This is a genomic window from Bacillus sp. 5RYD7K (assembly GCF_059831465.1).
The window spans coordinates 2010897-2027628 of record NZ_CP191200.1; the positions used below are offsets into that span (position 1 = coordinate 2010897).

The window sequence follows — 16732 nt, forward strand, 5'->3', positions numbered from 1 at the left end:
TCATCCAAGGAGCCAATTTTAACGGCGGGAACGTGTTTTCTTGTTCCCGTCCTTTTTTGCGTTTTCACGGGGTCCGCTCATTTTCCTTTCAAATTGAACTTTGTTAAAATAAGAGAAGCTGTGAGATTAAAAAACAGAGGAATGACGAGCTTTTGCTCTTAGGAGGATATTGAATGACGGAACGAAAAAAATTAGTGCTTGTCGACGGAAACAGTCTGGCGTACCGGGCGTTTTTTGCATTACCGCTTCTAAGCAATGAAAAAGGCATTCATACAAATGCCGTATACGGGTTTGCGATGATTTTAATGAAAATGCTGGAGGATGAAAAACCGACCCACATGCTGGTGGCTTTTGATGCGGGAAAAACGACTTTCCGCCACAGCACGTTTAAAGAATATAAAGGCGGAAGACAAAAAACGCCGCCGGAGCTTTCTGAACAGATGCCGTTCATCCGTGAGCTCCTCGATGCTTACAATATCAGCCGCTATGAGCTTCCTGAATATGAAGCGGATGATATTATCGGCACGCTTGCCGTATCTGCTGAGAAAGACGGCTTTGAAGTAAAGGTATTTTCCGGAGACAAAGACTTAACGCAACTTGCAACCGGGAAAACGACCGTTGCCATTACAAGAAAAGGCATTACCGACGTGGAAGATTACACGCCGGAGCACGTCGAAGAAAAGTACGGTCTGACACCGCTGCAAATCATTGATATGAAGGGATTAATGGGGGATTCATCCGATAACATCCCGGGTGTTCCCGGCGTCGGCGAAAAAACGGCGATTAAGCTCTTGAAGCAGTTCCATTCGGTTGAGAAATTGCTTGAATCAATCGATGAAGTCAGCGGGAAAAAATTAAAAGAAAAGCTCGAAGAATATAAAGAACAAGCCCTGATGAGCAAAGAGCTGGCGACGATTATGACAAATGCGCCGATTGAAGTCAAGCTTGACGATTTAGATTATCAAGGGTTCGACCGTGAACAAGTCGTTGCCATTTTTAAAGACCTCGGTTTTAACACGCTGCTTGAGCGGCTCGGTGAAGATAGCGGAGAAACGGCGGAAGAAGATTTTGAGGACATCAATGTTGAAACGGCCGAAGAAATCACCGAAGATATGCTCGTTTCGCCGTCCGCTTTAGTCGTCGAACAAATCGGTGATAACTATCACGAAGAACCGATACTCGGCTTTTCCATCGTGAATGAAGCAGGCCTTTATTATATTCCGAAAGAAACCGCCATCCAATCCGAAGCCTTTAAATCCTGGGCTGAAGATGAGTCGAAGAAAAAGTGGGTGTTTGACAGCAAACGCTCCGTCGTCGCTTTGCGCTGGCAGGGAATTGAGCTGAAGGGAACGGAATTTGACGCGCTTCTTGCCGCCTACATTATAAACCCGGGCAATTCGTACGACGATGTCGCGAGCGTAGCGAAAGAATACGGCCTGAATATCGTTTCAAAAGATGAAGCGGTTTACGGAAAAGGCGCAAAGCGCGCCGTTCCGGCTGAAAAAGAGCTTGCCGATCATCTCGCTCGAAAAGCGTCTGCCGTTAACAGCCTCCGGGACAAACTGCTGCACGCGCTGGAAGAAAATAATCAGCTTGAATTATATGAAGATCTCGAACTCCCGCTTGCGCTTATTCTCGGAGAAATGGAATCAATGGGCGTCAAAGTAGATGTTGATAGACTGAAGCGAATGGGCGAAGAGCTCGGCGCGAAGCTGAAAGAATATGAAGAAAAAATCCATGACATCGCCGGTGAACCGTTTAACATCAATTCACCAAAACAGCTCGGCGTCATTCTGTTTGAAAAGCTCGGCCTGCCGCCAGTAAAGAAAACAAAAACAGGCTATTCCACTTCAGCCGATGTGCTGGAGAAGCTCGCAGACAAACATGATATCGTCGCCTACATCCTGCAATACAGACAAATCGGCAAACTCCAATCGACTTATATTGAAGGGCTGCTGAAAGTCACACGCAAGGATTCTCATAAGGTGCATACCCGATTCAATCAGGCATTGACTCAAACCGGGCGCCTCAGCTCAACTGATCCGAACCTGCAAAATATTCCGATCAGGCTGGAGGAAGGACGGAAAATCCGTCAGGCTTTCGTTCCGTCAGAACCGGACTGGCTTATTTTCGCCGCTGATTATTCACAAATTGAGTTAAGGGTGCTTGCGCATATTTCAAAAGATGAAAATCTGATTGAGGCATTTACGAATGATATGGACATTCACACAAAAACCGCAATGGATGTGTTTCATGTCAGCGAGGATGAAGTGACACAGGCGATGCGCCGTCAGGCAAAGGCCGTCAATTTCGGGATCGTTTACGGCATCAGTGATTACGGGCTGTCTCAAAACCTCGGCATTACCCGGAAGGAAGCGGGCGCTTTTATTGACCGCTACTTAGAAAGCTTTCCGGGCGTCAAGGCGTATATGGAAGAATCGGTGCAGGAAGCGAAACAAAAAGGATATGTGACGACTCTTATGCAGCGCCGCCGCTATATCCCTGAGCTGACAAGCCGCAACTTCAACCTGCGGAGCTTTGCGGAACGGACGGCTATGAATACGCCGATTCAGGGCAGCGCCGCTGATATTATTAAAAAAGCCATGATTGATATGGCAGCTGAGCTGAAGGAGAAAAAACTGAAGGCAAGACTGCTGCTTCAGGTGCACGATGAATTGATTTTTGAAGCGCCTAAGGAAGAAATTGAAATATTAGAGAAGCTGGTTCCTGAAGTGATGGAGCATGCTTTGGCATTAGACGTGCCGTTAAAGGCGGATTATGCTTCAGGACCGTCTTGGTACGATGCAAAATAAATAAACAGAGAAAAAGGAAGTGATGATTGTGCCGGAATTACCAGAAGTTGAAACGGTCCGGCGCACTCTGACCGGTCTTGTGAAGGGAAAAACGATTGAATCGGCGGACATCAGGTGGCCGAATATCATCAAAAAACCCGCCGAGCCGGAGGAATTCGCGCGGCAGATTGCAGGAGAAACCATTCGATCCATCGGAAGAAGGGGAAAGTTTTTGCTTTTCCATCTGGATCATTATGTCATGGTGTCCCATCTCCGGATGGAGGGGAAATACGGTCTTTATCAGGCCGATGAGCCTGACGATAAACATGTTCACGTTGTGTTTCGCATGACGGACGGAACAGAGCTCCGCTACCGGGATGTCCGGAAATTCGGCACGATGCATTTATTTGCGCCGGGAGAGGAACTGAATGCATTACCGCTTTCACAGCTCGGGCCCGAACCAGATGATGAAGCATTTACCGCCGCCTATTTAAAAGAGCGGCTGGCAAAAACGAACCGCGCGGTAAAAACCGCCCTGCTCGATCAAAAAGCGGTCGTCGGCCTCGGCAACATTTATGTCGATGAAGCTTTATTCCGGGCGCGGATTCACCCTGAGACAAAAGCGAACAGCCTGTCTGACGGACAGATAAAAACGCTTCATACAGAAATTAAAGACACCCTTCAGGAAGCGATTGACGCGGGCGGGAGCACTGTCCGGTCTTATATCAATTCTCAAGGGGAAATCGGAATGTTTCAGCTCAAACATTACGTATACGGCAAAAAGGATGAGCCGTGCAAAACGTGCGGCACGATGATTTCTAAAATCGTAGTCGGCGGAAGGGGGACGCATTTCTGCGCCCGATGCCAAAAAAAATCATAAACTGAAGCTGTTCAAGCAGGCGGCAGCAGAATGACTTTTTTCTAACACAGTTGATGACCTTTCTCCATATATATATTGTGATTCACCCAATAGGCATATGTCACAATTGCCGATCAAGAGAAAGGGAGAAACGGATATGGAGATTGTTTCTTTGCTGCTTTTGGCTTTTGCTGTCAGCTTGGACAGTTTTTCAGTCGGGTTTACGTATGGATTGAGAAAAATGAAAATCCCGTTCAAAGCGATTGCCGTGATCGCTTGCTGTTCAGCCTCTGTGATGTTTATATCCATGCTGATCGGCCATTTTCTGACAAAGATTTTCCCTGTATCCGTCACGGAGAAACTGGGCGGGCTGATCTTAATCGGAATCGGGGCATGGGTCATCTATCAATTTTTTAAACCGGCGAAAGAGCCGGATTACTTATTACACGAAAAAACACTGCTAAACCTTGAAGTGAAATCGCTCGGCATCGTGATTCACATTTTGAAAAAGCCGACCAGTGCAGATATTGATCAATCCGGAACCATTAACGGAGTCGAAGCGCTTCTGCTCGGTATCGCCTTATCTATTGACGCCTTTGGCGCAGGCATGGGAGCGGCCATTCTCGGTTTTTCTCCGGTTATGATGAGCGTGACTGTCGGGGTGATGAGCTCGCTGTTTGTGTCATTCGGCATCAACGCCGGGCATTTTCTTTCAAGATGGAATTGGATAGATAAAATGACATTTTTGCCGGGGATCCTGCTGATTATCATCGGGATTTGGAAAATGTAAGAAGGAGTGGGCTTTTTGAGCTTGGTCATCGGTTTAACGGGAGGCATCGCCAGCGGAAAAAGCACGGTAGCGCGCATGCTGATCGACAAAAAAATAACAGTCATTGATGCGGATGTCATCGCTAAGCAGGCGGTGGAAAAAGGAATGCCGGCTTACGGACAGATCGTTGAAGCGTTCGGAAAAGACATCCTGCTGGAAAACGGCGGCATTGACAGAAAAAAACTCGGTTCTATCGTTTTTACGGACGAACAGAAGCGTCTGATCCTGAATCAGATCGTTCATCCGGCAGTGCGTGCGGAAATGATGAAACAGCGGGATGAAGCCGTTGCGCGAAAAGAGCGGTTCGTCGTTTTGGATATACCGCTTTTGTATGAAAGCGGGCTTGACTATCTGGTCGGCAAAGTGCTCGTCGTCACCGTACCGGCAGACATTCAGCTCAAACGGCTGATGAAGCGGAATTCACTTACAGAAGAAGAAGCGATGAGCCGGATAACGTCGCAAATGCCTTTAGCGGACAAAACAAAAAAAGCTGACGCCGTCATTGATAACAGCGGCAGTCTTGACTATACGAAGCATCAGCTGGAGGAAATATTGAGCAGCTGGACATAAATAAACACCGTTCGGAAAACCGAACGGTGTTTTTCTGGTTAAAAATCAAAATTGTCAGGGTCCGGGCCGACACGGAGATTTTCGTTCAGATCATCAATCCGCTTCATATCGTCAGCTGACAGTTCGAAATCGAAGACATTTGCATTTTCTTCAATACGGTGTTTTTTAGTTGATTTCGGAATGGTGATGACGCCGTTTTGTAAATCCCAGCGCAAAATCACTTGAGCGGCTGATTTGCCGTATTTCTCAGCGATTTCCTGTAAGACGGGATGATCAAGCAGCTGGCCTTGCATCAACGGCGACCATGCTTCAAGCTGAATATTTTGTTCGGCGCAGAAAGCGTGCAGTTCTTTCTGAGTCAGACGGGGGTGGTACTCCACCTGGTTAATCATCGGCTTGATTTCCGTTTCTTTCATGAGATGTTTCAAATGGTGAATTTGGAAATTGCTGACCCCGATCGCCTTAATCCGTCCATCCCGGTAGAGGGTTTCGAGCGCCCGCCACGCATCGATGTACTTTCCTTCGACAGGCCAATGGATCAAATATAAATCTAAATAGTCTAAACCGAGTTTTTCTAAGCTTGCGTCAAACGCTTTTAACGTTTCTTCATACCCTAAATCGGCATTCCACACTTTTGACGTGACAAAAATGTCTTCACGCTTTAATCCCGCTTCTTGCAACCCTTGGCGGATGCCTTCGCCGACACCTTCTTCATTTCCGTAAATCGCGGCGGTATCAACACTGCGATAGCCGTGCACCAATGCTGTTTTCACCGCATTGACGAGCTCCGCGCCTTCCTCTACTTTAAATACTCCGATACCGAACCAAGGCATCTTTACGCCGTTATGCAATGTCGCTTTTGCTTGTAAATGTGTTGTCATGTATATGTTCCTCCTATTGTTTGTTTGTTTGTTTGTTAAAAAAATCAAAATGCGCTGAAGAAAAACTCACCTCCTTTCAAGGACAGTGCGATCCCGCTTTTCAAGCTTTCTGCTCCATCCGGTTAACACGACCGCGCTGAGCACCATTAACGCCCCGATCCAAGCGGTATGAATAATCCCGATTGAATCTGTTATAATCCCGCCGGCAAAAGAACCGATTGCAATTCCGGCATTAAATGCCGCGATGTTTAAGGCTGATGCTGTATCAACGGCGCTTGGCGCAAAACGTTCACTCAGCATCACGACATATACCTGAAGCCCAGGCACATTCATAAACGCCAACAGCCCCATAAAAATAATGGTGATTAATCCGGCTGTTTTAAACGGCGCGGTAAAAGTCAGGACAAACAGCACAGCCGCCTGGACAATGAACATGTAAAACAATGCTCTCAGCGGATTCCGATTTGATAACCGGCCGCCGATCATGTTTCCGATGGCAATCGCAATTCCGTAAACAAGCAGGATGGCCGCGACGGTTTCTTTCTGAAAACCGGTTACTTCCTGAAGAAGCGGAGATAAATACGTAAACACGACAAACGTTCCGCCGTAGCCTAACGCTGTAATCAGAAATAAAAGCAGCAGCCGGCCGTTTTTGACGAGTTTGATCTGTTCGGAAAATGCGGTCTTCGTTCCTTTGCGCAAATGTGACGGAACGAGAAGCGCATTTGTGAGGAATGCAATGATTCCTACCGCGACGATGACGGCAAATGCGATTCTCCACCCGAATTGCTGGCCGAGATAGGTCCCGAACGGAACACCGGTCACTGTAGCCACCGTCAGCCCCGTGAACATGATGGAAATCGCGCTTGCTCTTTTATGCTCTGGCACGATATTGGCGGCGATTGTTGCCCCGATTGACATGAAAATGCCGTGGGAAAAAGCCGAAATGACCCGCGCCGCCAGTAAGACGCCGATTGAGGAAGCGCTCGCTGCAAGTGTATTTCCGGCGATAAAAATCAGCATCACCCAGAGCAGCAGCGTTTTCCGCGACATGCCTGATGTAAGAGAAGTTAAAACCGGCGCGCCGAATGTCACGCCCAGAGCATACATGGAAACGGTAAGTCCCGCCGTTGTCACAGGTATATGCAGATCATGAGATATAAGCGGCAGCAGTCCGACGCTGATAAATTCGGTTGTGCCGATCGCAAAAGCGCTGACGGCTAATGCCAGCAGCGCTGGTAAATAGCTTTGGCGATGTGAAGACATCTGTTTTCCTCCTTGAACGATAATGTATGGTTGAAATGATGCCGGGTAAACGATATAAGTATAAGAGTACATTCCTTTTCAGCCGGCAAATGTCATTATGATCGATAGATGAGTCATTGAAAAGAACGTACTTTTAAGTGCCATAGGCACTTTTTAGTTCCTATAGATGAGGAGGAATTACCGTTGCTGAAGAAAAAATACAATATATCTGTAGAGGCGACGCTAGAAGTGATCGGCGGAAAATGGAAGTGTGTGATCCTCTGCCACCTGATGCGCGGAAAAAAGCGGACAAGCGAATTGAAGCGGCTTATGCCGGACATTACCCAAAAGATGCTGACACAGCAATTGCGGGAATTGGAAGCTGACGGCGTCATCAATCGGATCGTGTACAATCAGGTGCCGCCGAAAGTGGAATACGAATTGAGTGAATACGGCCACAGCCTGGAAAGAATTTTAAACGCGCTGTGCGACTGGGGCGCGATGCATATTTCTAAACGGTACGGCGAGGTGTCATCCGTATTAGAGGACAGCATTTTAAATGACAAATTTAAAGATCCGGAACAAATATAAGAAAAAAGCAGGCAGCCAGAGATGCTGATCCTGCTTTTTTTATGGAAAAAAGATCATTTTATATGCAAAAAAACCGATTGAACAACATATTGATCGGTATAAGGGCGGATTTTTATCAAGTTGTACTGGCGGATTTCTTTTAATGTGTTATACTATATGTAATTAAAATTAAATTAGAGTGGCATATTAAAAAGGGGTGACCTGGGCATGAAGGTAAAAGTAGCAATCAACGGGTTTGGAAGAATCGGAAGAATGGTGTTCAGAAAAGCGATGGAAGATGATCAAATTCAAATAACAGCCATTAATGCAAGCTATCCCCCGGAAACGCTTGCTCATTTGATAAAGTATGACACAATTCACGGCAAATACGAGCAAGAAGTCGAGACCGCCGAAGACAGTCTGATCGTCAACGGAAAACATATTATGCTGTTCAATCGGCGGGACCCGAGAGAGCTTCCGTGGAAAGAGTGCGGAATAGACATCGTCATAGAGGCAACGGGAAAATTTAATTCAAAAGAAAAAGCGATGAGCCATATTGAAGCAGGGGCGAAAAAGGTTATTTTAACGGCTCCGGGTAAAAATGAAGACGTTACCATTGTCATGGGAGTGAATGAAGAGAAGTTCAATCCGGATGAACATGTGATTATTTCAAATGCATCCTGCACGACAAACTGTCTTGCACCGGTCGTCAAAGTGCTTGATCAGGAATTTGGGATTGAGAGCGGCCTGATGACGACCGTTCACGCTTACACGAATGACCAAAAAAATATCGACAATCCGCATAAAGATCTGCGGAGGGCGAGAGCGTGCGGAGAATCCATCATTCCGACTTCTACAGGCGCGGCTAAAGCGCTGTCGCTTGTGCTGCCTCATCTGAAAGGAAAACTTCACGGCCTGGCTCTGCGGGTTCCTGTTCCCAACGTGTCCTTAGTGGACCTTGTCTGTGACCTGAAAACAGATGTGTCGGCCGAGCAAGTGAATGCCGCTTTCCAACGAGCCGCAAAGACGTCAATGTACGGCATTCTTGATTATTCGGATGAACCGCTCGTTTCTTCGGATTATAATACGAATTCACACTCCGCGATCATTGACGGGCTGACGACAATGGTGATGGAAGACCGAAAAGTAAAGGTGCTCGCCTGGTATGACAATGAATGGGGATATTCCTGCCGGGTCGTTGATCTTATCCGCCACGTCGCCGCGCGAATGAAACACCCGTCAGCTGTGTAGAATAAAGATCATGGACATTTGTTAGAAAAAACCCTTAACGGCATATTTGCAAAAAAACACTCCTTGCAAAATAAACTTAAACACAGTATACTATCTTTCGTGAACTTCTTGCTCGTGACTGCTTCGGAATTACTTAAAGGGTTAGGACCTCTCCGGACTAACTTTCCCCCGTGGTAAATGGCCGGGTCAGTTCTCGGAAATTCACTTTTTTAATTCTTGTTAAGGGGGGTCCATGATTATGGAAACAATGGGGCGTCACGTCATCTCCGAGCTGTGGGGATGCGATTTTGATAAGCTCAATGACATGGATTTTATTGAAAAAACGTTTGTAAATGCTGCTTTGAAATCAGGAGCTGAAGTGCGCGAGGTCGCATTTCACAAATTTGCACCGCAAGGCGTAAGCGGAGTCGTTATTATCTCTGAGTCACATTTAACGATTCACAGTTTTCCTGAACACGGATATGCAAGCATTGATGTTTATACTTGTGGAGACCTGGATCCTAATGTGGCTGCTGATTACATTGCGGACGCATTACATGCAGATACAAGAGAAAACATTGAAATACCGAGAGGAATGGGGCCTGTACAGATTAAACAGGCACAAGCGAAAGTACTGTAATTTTCAAAACGCAAACACAAGGGAGCTAAGCTGAAAAAGCCATTACGCGCTTTGAAGCTGATGCTCCTTTTCTAATGTAAAAAAACAGCATTGCTTTTTCTTTAAGCAATTTTTTTGTAAAATAGAGAAAGATAAGGCCGGTCTATCGGCTCTCCCAACACAATAGGCTCATCCTAGATACGTTGGCGGGCATTTACCGGAAGCTTGCGAACCGCATTACAGCAATGAAACAGATGGGAGCTGATCCAATTGAAATGTCCTTCATGCCAGCATAACGGTTCCCGCGTACTTGATTCACGGCCTGCGGACGAAGGGAAATCAATCCGCAGAAGGCGGGAGTGCGAAGCCTGCCATTACCGCTTCACTACATTTGAGAAGTTTGAAGAGATGCCTCTGATCGTCGTGAAAAAAGAAGGCGTCCGGGAAGAATTCAGCCGTGAAAAAATGCTGCGCGGATTAATTAAAGCCTGTGAAAAAAGGCCCGTTCCTTTAAAAACACTTGAAGACATGTGCTTTGACATTGAAAAAGAGCTGCGAAACCAAGGCGTATCTGAAGTCAAAAGCGAACTTGTCGGAGAAATGGTGATGGACCGGCTGGCGAAAATAGATGAGGTGTCTTATGTCCGCTTTGCCTCCGTCTACCGGCAGTTTAAAGATATAAATGTGTTTATTGATGAATTGAAAGATTTAATAAAGAAAGAGCGCTAAAGAGCTAAGAGATGATGTCTGGCTCTTTTCTCATGAGCAAAATTGGCATTTGATACATGACGGAAACGGTGTAAAATGAGAGTAGAAACATATCGGAAGGTTTGAGAATCATGGCTGACTATTGGAATGACGTATTGCCTGTAGATCCTTATACGGTCAAAAGCCGTTCGCTTCTTCAGGATGTCGACAGACAGGTTTTGACACATCTGTACCAGCCGCTGATCGGTTCATTTGCATTCTCTCTGTATATGACTTTATGGGGGGAGCTTGAGCAGAACCGTTTGTGGGGAGCTGAATCCACGCACAGACAGCTGATGGGCATGATGCAGGCAAATTTAAAAAAGATTCATCATGAACAGGGGAAGCTTGAAGGAATCGGGCTGCTGAAAGTGTATATCCGGGAGTCCGAGCAAAAGGAACGGATGTTTATTTATGAGCTGCTGCCCCCGCTCAGACCGAATGATTTTTTTGAAGACGGCATGCTGAATGTCTTTCTTTATAACAGAGTCGGTAAAACGAAATACCAGCAGCTGAGACAATTTTACACGCATCCTTCCGTCGGCGCGGATGCAAGGGAAATTACGCGTCCGTTTAATCATGCCTTTGCCTCTTTTCAGCCGAGCGAATGGAAAATGACGCCGGATATGGAAGAAGCGATGAAGCTCCCCGAGGACTATGAGACGGCGTCTGTCGGACAAGCGCCTTCCTATACGGTGACGGAGGAAGTGTTTGATTTTGAGCTTTTCATGGCGGGACTGTCAGAAACGATGATACCGCGCAAATCAATCACGCAGGACGTGCGGGAGAGCATTAAAAAGCTTTCATATTTATACGGAATAGATCCTATCTCCATGCAGCACGTCGTCATGACCGCAATTAATGAACAAGATACGATAACGGCCGAAGCGCTGAGGAAAGCGGCCAGCGACTGGTACCAAATTGAAAGAGGCGGGAAGCTTCCGGAACTGATTGATAAAACACAGCCTGTCCGTCTGCGGGAAAACAAGACGGAAAAGGACGATTCATTGAATGCCGAACTCATTGCACAGCTTGAGACCATATCACCGAGAAAGCTTCTTCAGGACATTGCGGACGGGACCGAGCCGTCCAAAGCAGACCTGCAGATCATCGCCGATATTATGTTCGAACAGAAGCTTGAGCCCGGTGTCACCAATGTGCTGATTTATTATGTCATGCTGAAAACGGATATGAAGCTGTCCAAAAACTATATTCAAAAAATCGCCGCTCACTGGGCCAGAAAGAAAGTAAAGACGGTCCGGGAAGCAATGAAGCTCGCAATAGAAGAGCACAGGCAATATCTTGATTGGGCGGACGGCAAAACAAACGGCGCGGCGCGCGGCAAAAAAACCGTCCGGGAAGAAAAGCGCCCTGATTGGATGAAAGAAGAAGAAACCGGGAAGAAGTCAGAACAGCAGCCGGCTCTTTCCGAGGAGGATCTCGAAGAACAGAAGAAAAAAATGATGGAAGAAATGAAAAAACTGAAAAAATACTCTGCCTACTGAGACAGAGAAGCGGGGTGATACTGAATGGAACCGATCAGCCGATCCTTAGAAGGCGTGACGAAGAGACCTGACTTTCAAAAACGCTTGGAACGAATGCAGCAGCAAGTCATGGCCGACAAAGACGTCCAGGCTTTTTTGAAGGAACAGAAAGATGCAATTAATCAAAGCATGATTGACAGAGGGTTAAATAAACTGTACGAATACGTTCAGCAAAGCAAGCGGTGCGCCTTCTGTTCAAAAGACAACGAGACGAACAGCCTGCTTGAAGGCTATCATCCGAAGCTTGTGATCAACGGACGTTCTATTGATATTGAATATTACGAATGTCCGGAAAAGAGAAAGCTTGACCGCCAGAAAAGACAAAAGTCCCTGATGAAGAGCATGTATATCCAGCGGGATCTTCTCGGCGCGACGTTTCAGCAGATCGACATTACAGATCCGAGCAGACTCGGCATCTTCCAGCATGTGACGGATTTTCTGAAGAGCTATAATGAAACGGGCAAAGGCAAAGGGCTGTACCTGTACGGAAAATTCGGAATCGGAAAGACATTTATTCTAGCCGCCATTGCCAATGAGCTGGCGGAAAAAGAGTATTCATCAATGATCGTATATGTTCCCGAATTTGTCAGAGAGCTGAAAAACTCGCTCCAGGATCAGTCGCTGGAGGAGAAACTGAATATGGTCAAAACGACGCCCGTCCTGATGCTTGATGACATCGGAGCGGAGTCAATGACAAGCTGGGTCAGGGATGAGGTCATCGGCACCGTGCTTCAGCACAGAATGAGCCAGCAGCTTCCCACGTTTTTCTCGTCTAATTTTTCACCTGACGAGCTGAAGCATCATTTTACGTATTCACAGCGGGGAGAAAAGGAAGAGGTAAAAGCGGCAAGACTGATGGAGCGGATTTTATATTTGGCTTCGCCTGTCCGTCTTGACGGGGAAAACCGCCGCCGTCCATAATGCCGGCGTCCAAAGGGAAGGATTTGAGGGAATGAGGAATAAGAAGGCTGTCACATGGGCTGCGGCTGCGGCGGGAGCGGGCCTTTTGCTGTGGGCAAACCGCAAATATCTGAATCTGTCGCCTAAGGAGATCCGTCTTTGGGTGTTATCGTTCGGTGTCTTTGCGCCGCTTGTGTTTATCGGAATTTCCATCGTCAGGCCTTTTGTGCTGTTTCCCGTATCAATCGTTTCCGTCGCCGGAGGATTGGCGTTCGGACCGTTTTTCGGCACCGTGTATACGCTGGCGGGCTCAATGGGCGCTGCGGCCGCGTCTTTTTTTGCGGCCGGGCTGTTTGCCTTTAAAGAAAAAAGCCGTCACGGAAAAATGGAAGCCATTCAAAAGCAGATGATAACCAATGGCTTCTTTTATATTTTTATCCTTCGCATTCTGCCTGTGAATTTTGATGTGATCAGCTATGCCGCGGGCCTTTCGAAAGTCAGGCCGATGACGTATTTTTTGGCGACCGCAGCGGGAATCATTCCGGGGACGATCGTCCTGAATGTGCTTGGCGCGAGCTTTATGTCCGGAAATATGCTGACCGTGCTCGGAGTGATCTGTCTTTATATCGTGTTTTTATCGCTTCCCCTCATCTTTAAGAAGAAGGTCCGCCATTTGTTCGGCGGTGAAAGCTAACCTTTACGTCTATTTTAAAAACATCCCCCATATACTTGTAACAGATGCCGTAAGGGGGGACAAATATGCTTGAAGTGATCTTTGAAGATGACCACGATACCGCCGCTTTTTTACATCTCATTCAGCAATCGGACGACCGGAGACATTTTATTGTCCGTGAAGGCATAAAAAAAGTCGGAATCGCAAGGTCTGAATCGGCTTTTTGCGTTCAGCGCTTTATTGAGCCGATTCTGGTCAGATTTTTTTTAGAATGTAAAGAAGACGAGCATATGCTTTCGCTTATTGAAGACGAATACTGCTTCACCGATCAGGATGAACAGCAGCAAATCCTTCAGCTTGCACACAGCATTATGGAAGGAGAGCTTGATGATCATCCGTTTGAGCCGAAGAAAGAGCCGCGCACACAGTTTATTTCAGAAGCGCTCCGGACGATTTCACTTGATGCGGGTGTTTTTTCCGTGCGTTCGTTTCAGACGTTCCGGCTCGGCAGGTATTATGAGCGGCTCAGGGAATACACCGAGGCTGCGATAGATGAATATCGGATGGAACAGGAATATCAAAACTTTATCCAGTCTTTGAGAGATTACGTGACATCCAATCCGCCGCGGATGAAGAAAGTCCATATTGTACATGACCGGGCTTTTACACTGTGGGAGCTGCGCTATGTGTCAGAACGGGAACAGAAAAAATACATAGACAGACGGTTTGTGCGGGAGCACCCGATGTATATAGATTCCCACCTGCTTGCGCCGCTGATCTCCATCGCGCCTGAGACGGTAGAACTGTATACGGACAAACCGGAGCATATGATGTCCAGAACGATCCAAAACGTGTTTCAGGAGCGGGTGCGTCTTTTTCCGTTAGGCGCGTTTGCGGCGGAAAAGACGGAAGGATAGCTGCACAGACGGCCTTGCGGCAGCAGCGGGGCTGTCTGTGCGAAATCAGACGGAAAACCGAGTTGCATTTTTCTCACAGACATTTTATAATACATAACAGATTAATGATTGCTACACGTATTGATAAGGACATGAAGCATTGATACCGGCTTTATAAGAGAGGAGAGCCCAGGCTGAAAGCTTTCCAGCTATGGATCATTGTCTTTACCGCCTTTGAACTTCAGCTGTGAACGCCGGAATAAGCGCCAGTAATAGCTGACGGGAACTCCCGTTACAGAGTTTAGAGCCGCAGGTGCCGAAAAAAACCGGCCGCGCGGAAAAAAGGGTGGAACCACGATTCCGTTTATTTAACCTCGTCCCTTTCATAGGGGGCGGGGTTTTTGATTTGCATAAAAAAAGGAGTGACGAAGATGTCAGATATGATCAACATCACATTTCCGGACGGAGCGGTAAAGGAATTTCCGAAAGGAACAACAACAGAAGATATCGCGGCATCCATCAGTCCGGGATTAAAGAAAAAGTCTTTAGCCGGAAAACTGAACGGACAGGAAATTGATTTAAGAACGCCGATTCAAGAGGACGGTGCCGTAGAAATTATTACAGAAGGCACAGAAGAAGGCCTGAATATCATGCGGCACAGCACGGCGCATTTATTGGCTCAGGCGATTAAACGCATTTATAAAGATGTGAAATTCGGAGTCGGTCCCGTTATTGAAAACGGGTTCTATTATGACGTTGAAATGGAGCAGGCGCTGACGCCGGATGATCTTCCGAAGATTGAAAAAGAAATGAAACGCATCGTCGGTGAAAATCTGCCGATCATCCGAAAAGAAGTGAGCCGTGATGAAGCAAAAGCCATGTTTGCGGAAATCGGCGATAATCTGAAGCTTGAACTGCTGGATGCCATCCCAGAAGGAGAAACGGTCTCCATTTATGAGCAGGGTGAATTTTTTGACCTCTGCCGCGGCGTCCACGTGCCGTCTACAGGAAAAATTAAAGAATTTAAGCTGCTCAGCCTTGCAGGCGCGTACTGGCGCGGCGACAGCAAAAACCAAATGCTTCAGCGCATTTACGGCACGGCTTTCTTTAAAAAGGATGACCTGAAAGAGCATTTGCGCATGCTTGAAGAAGCGAAAGAACGCGACCACAGAAAACTGGGCAAGGAATTAAAATTGTTCGCCAACTCTCAAAAAGTCGGACAAGGCCTGCCGCTCTGGCTGCCGAAGGGCGCGACCATCCGCCGCGTGATCGAGCGCTACATTGTGGATAAAGAGCTGAGCCTCGGCTATGAACACGTGTATACGCCTGTTCTCGGAAGTAAAGATCTGTACGAAACATCAGGCCACTGGGAACATTATCAGGACGGCATGTTCCCGCCGATGGAAATGGACAATGAAACGCTTGTGCTCCGTCCGATGAACTGTCCTCATCATATGATGATTTACAAACAGGACATTCACAGCTACCGCGAGCTTCCGATCCGCATTGCCGAGCTCGGAACGATGCACCGTTATGAAATGTCAGGAGCGCTTTCAGGTCTTCAGCGCGTACGCGGCATGACGTTAAATGACGCACACATTTTCGTCCGCCCGGATCAGATTAAAGAAGAATTCATCCGCACGGTCCATTTGATTCAAGACGTATACGAAGACTTCGGCCTGAGTGATTACACATTCCGCCTGTCTTACCGCGATCCTGAAGATACGGAAAAATATTTTGATGATGATGAGATGTGGAATAAAGCGCAATCCATGCTGAAGGCAGCAATGGATGAAATCGGCCATGATTACTATGAAGCGGAAGGCGAAGCGGCGTTTTACGGCCCTAAGCTTGACGTGCAGGTGAAAACGGCGATCGGCAAAGAAGAGACATTGTCAACCGTGCAGCTTGACTTCCTTCTTCCGGAACGCTTTGATCTCACTTACGTCGGAGAAGACGGCAAACAGCACCGTCCAGTCGTTATTCACCGCGGCGTCGTGTCAACGATGGAGCGTTTCGTTGCTTTCTTAATCGAAGAGCACAAAGGCGCCCTTCCGACATGGCTTGCGCCTGTACAATTCCAAGTCATTCCTGTATCACCGTCTGTGCATCTTGACTACGCGAAAAAAGTGCAGGAGCGCCTGCAGCGCGAAGGCCTGCGTGTCGAGCTTGACAGCCGGGACGAGAAAATCGGCTATAAAATTCGTGAAGCGCAAATGCAAAAAATCCCGTACATGCTTGTGGTCGGTGACCAAGAAGCTGAAAACGGCGCGGTAAACGTCCGGAAATACGGCGAGCAGAAATCCGAAACCGTTTCATTGGACGATTTTGTGAAAAAGGCTGTAGCCGAAGCGAAAAAATAACCAGACACACAAAC

15 protein-coding genes are annotated in these 16732 nt (G+C 47.2%); 13 read left to right on the plus strand and 2 right to left on the minus strand.

Annotated features, from left to right (window positions below; translation table 11 throughout):
- The first annotated feature begins 173 nt into the window (after positions 1–173).
- From polA to coaE, 4 genes are all read left to right on the plus strand, one after another.
- Positions 174–2813 carry a DNA polymerase I gene (polA, locus tag ACQE26_RS10125; protein ID WP_500469220.1) on the plus strand — a complete coding sequence of 880 codons (2640 nt, stop codon included), beginning with the start codon at positions 174–176 and terminating at the stop codon, positions 2811–2813.
- Between the two features lie 28 nt (positions 2814–2841).
- The gene (gene mutM / locus ACQE26_RS10130; protein ID WP_016938611.1) at positions 2842–3672 is read left to right on the plus strand and encodes a DNA-formamidopyrimidine glycosylase; all 831 of its coding nucleotides are present in this window, start codon (positions 2842–2844) and stop codon (positions 3670–3672) included.
- 136 nt (positions 3673–3808) lie between these two features.
- Positions 3809–4441, plus strand: a complete 633-nt coding sequence (gene ytaF, locus ACQE26_RS10135; protein ID WP_016938612.1) for a sporulation membrane protein YtaF — start codon at positions 3809–3811, stop codon at positions 4439–4441.
- A 15-nt stretch (positions 4442–4456) separates the two neighbouring features.
- Positions 4457–5050, plus strand: a complete 594-nt coding sequence (gene coaE / locus ACQE26_RS10140; protein ID WP_500469223.1) for a dephospho-CoA kinase — start codon at positions 4457–4459, stop codon at positions 5048–5050.
- A gap of 38 nt (positions 5051–5088) precedes the next feature.
- Here coaE and ACQE26_RS10145 read toward each other — a convergent pair whose 3' ends face one another.
- A complete protein-coding gene (locus tag ACQE26_RS10145) occupies positions 5089–5931 on the minus strand; it encodes an aldo/keto reductase (RefSeq protein WP_500469225.1) in 843 nt (280 codons plus the stop codon).
- A gap of 66 nt (positions 5932–5997) precedes the next feature.
- Entirely contained in the window at positions 5998–7197 is a 1200-nt protein-coding gene (locus ACQE26_RS10150) for an MFS transporter (protein WP_500469227.1), read from the minus strand.
- Between the two features lie 183 nt (positions 7198–7380).
- On the opposite strand from ACQE26_RS10150, the gene ACQE26_RS10155 reads away from it, so the two are divergent.
- The 9 genes from ACQE26_RS10155 (at position 7381) to thrS (ending at position 16718) form a co-directional block, all read left to right on the plus strand.
- The gene (locus ACQE26_RS10155) at positions 7381–7767 is read left to right on the plus strand and encodes a winged helix-turn-helix transcriptional regulator (protein ID WP_049627153.1); all 387 of its coding nucleotides are present in this window, start codon (positions 7381–7383) and stop codon (positions 7765–7767) included.
- Positions 7768–7974: 207 nt separating this feature from the next.
- Positions 7975–8997, plus strand: a complete 1023-nt coding sequence (locus ACQE26_RS10160; protein WP_060964581.1) for a glyceraldehyde-3-phosphate dehydrogenase — start codon at positions 7975–7977, stop codon at positions 8995–8997.
- Between the two features lie 238 nt (positions 8998–9235).
- Positions 9236–9616 carry an adenosylmethionine decarboxylase gene (gene speD, locus ACQE26_RS10165; protein ID WP_003152471.1) on the plus strand — a complete coding sequence of 127 codons (381 nt, stop codon included), beginning with the start codon at positions 9236–9238 and terminating at the stop codon, positions 9614–9616.
- 249 nt (positions 9617–9865) lie between these two features.
- Positions 9866–10324 carry a transcriptional regulator NrdR gene (gene nrdR / locus ACQE26_RS10170; RefSeq protein WP_003152473.1) on the plus strand — a complete coding sequence of 153 codons (459 nt, stop codon included), beginning with the start codon at positions 9866–9868 and terminating at the stop codon, positions 10322–10324.
- Positions 10325–10434: 110 nt separating this feature from the next.
- Positions 10435–11847: a replicative helicase loading/DNA remodeling protein DnaB gene (dnaB, locus tag ACQE26_RS10175; protein WP_500469230.1), complete on the plus strand. Its 1413-nt coding sequence runs from the start codon at positions 10435–10437 to the stop codon at positions 11845–11847.
- A gap of 24 nt (positions 11848–11871) precedes the next feature.
- The gene (gene dnaI / locus ACQE26_RS10180; protein WP_415305469.1) at positions 11872–12807 is read left to right on the plus strand and encodes a primosomal protein DnaI; all 936 of its coding nucleotides are present in this window, start codon (positions 11872–11874) and stop codon (positions 12805–12807) included.
- Positions 12808–12838: 31 nt separating this feature from the next.
- Positions 12839–13480, plus strand: coding sequence for a TVP38/TMEM64 family protein (locus ACQE26_RS10185; protein ID WP_438420369.1), 642 nt, complete (start codon positions 12839–12841; stop codon positions 13478–13480).
- Between the two features lie 65 nt (positions 13481–13545).
- A complete protein-coding gene (gene ytxC, locus ACQE26_RS10190) occupies positions 13546–14376 on the plus strand; it encodes a putative sporulation protein YtxC (protein WP_016938621.1) in 831 nt (276 codons plus the stop codon).
- A gap of 410 nt (positions 14377–14786) precedes the next feature.
- On the plus strand, positions 14787–16718 hold the full coding sequence (gene thrS / locus ACQE26_RS10195) for a threonine--tRNA ligase (RefSeq protein ID WP_500469233.1): 1932 nt from the start codon (positions 14787–14789) through the stop codon (positions 16716–16718).
- The last annotated feature ends 14 nt before the right edge of the window (positions 16719–16732 follow it).

What these genes read in the sequence shown, in the direction of transcription:
- ytxC (WP_016938621.1), top strand. Translation starts at nt 13,546, where the DNA reads ATGCTTGAAGTGATCTTTGAAGATGACCACGATACCGCCGCTTTTTTA.
- ACQE26_RS10145 (WP_500469225.1), bottom strand. Translation starts at nt 5,931, where the DNA reads ATGACAACACATTTACAAGCAAAAGCGACATTGCATAACGGCGTAAAG.
- ACQE26_RS10160 (WP_060964581.1), top strand. Translation starts at nt 7,975, where the DNA reads ATGAAGGTAAAAGTAGCAATCAACGGGTTTGGAAGAATCGGAAGAATG.
- speD (WP_003152471.1), top strand. Translation starts at nt 9,236, where the DNA reads ATGGAAACAATGGGGCGTCACGTCATCTCCGAGCTGTGGGGATGCGAT.
- ACQE26_RS10150 (WP_500469227.1), bottom strand. Translation starts at nt 7,197, where the DNA reads ATGTCTTCACATCGCCAAAGCTATTTACCAGCGCTGCTGGCATTAGCC.
- ytaF (WP_016938612.1), top strand. Translation starts at nt 3,809, where the DNA reads ATGGAGATTGTTTCTTTGCTGCTTTTGGCTTTTGCTGTCAGCTTGGAC.
- dnaI (WP_415305469.1), top strand. Translation starts at nt 11,872, where the DNA reads ATGGAACCGATCAGCCGATCCTTAGAAGGCGTGACGAAGAGACCTGAC.
- dnaB (WP_500469230.1), top strand. Translation starts at nt 10,435, where the DNA reads ATGGCTGACTATTGGAATGACGTATTGCCTGTAGATCCTTATACGGTC.
- ACQE26_RS10185 (WP_438420369.1), top strand. Translation starts at nt 12,839, where the DNA reads ATGAGGAATAAGAAGGCTGTCACATGGGCTGCGGCTGCGGCGGGAGCG.
- thrS (WP_500469233.1), top strand. Translation starts at nt 14,787, where the DNA reads ATGTCAGATATGATCAACATCACATTTCCGGACGGAGCGGTAAAGGAA.
- polA (WP_500469220.1), top strand. Translation starts at nt 174, where the DNA reads ATGACGGAACGAAAAAAATTAGTGCTTGTCGACGGAAACAGTCTGGCG.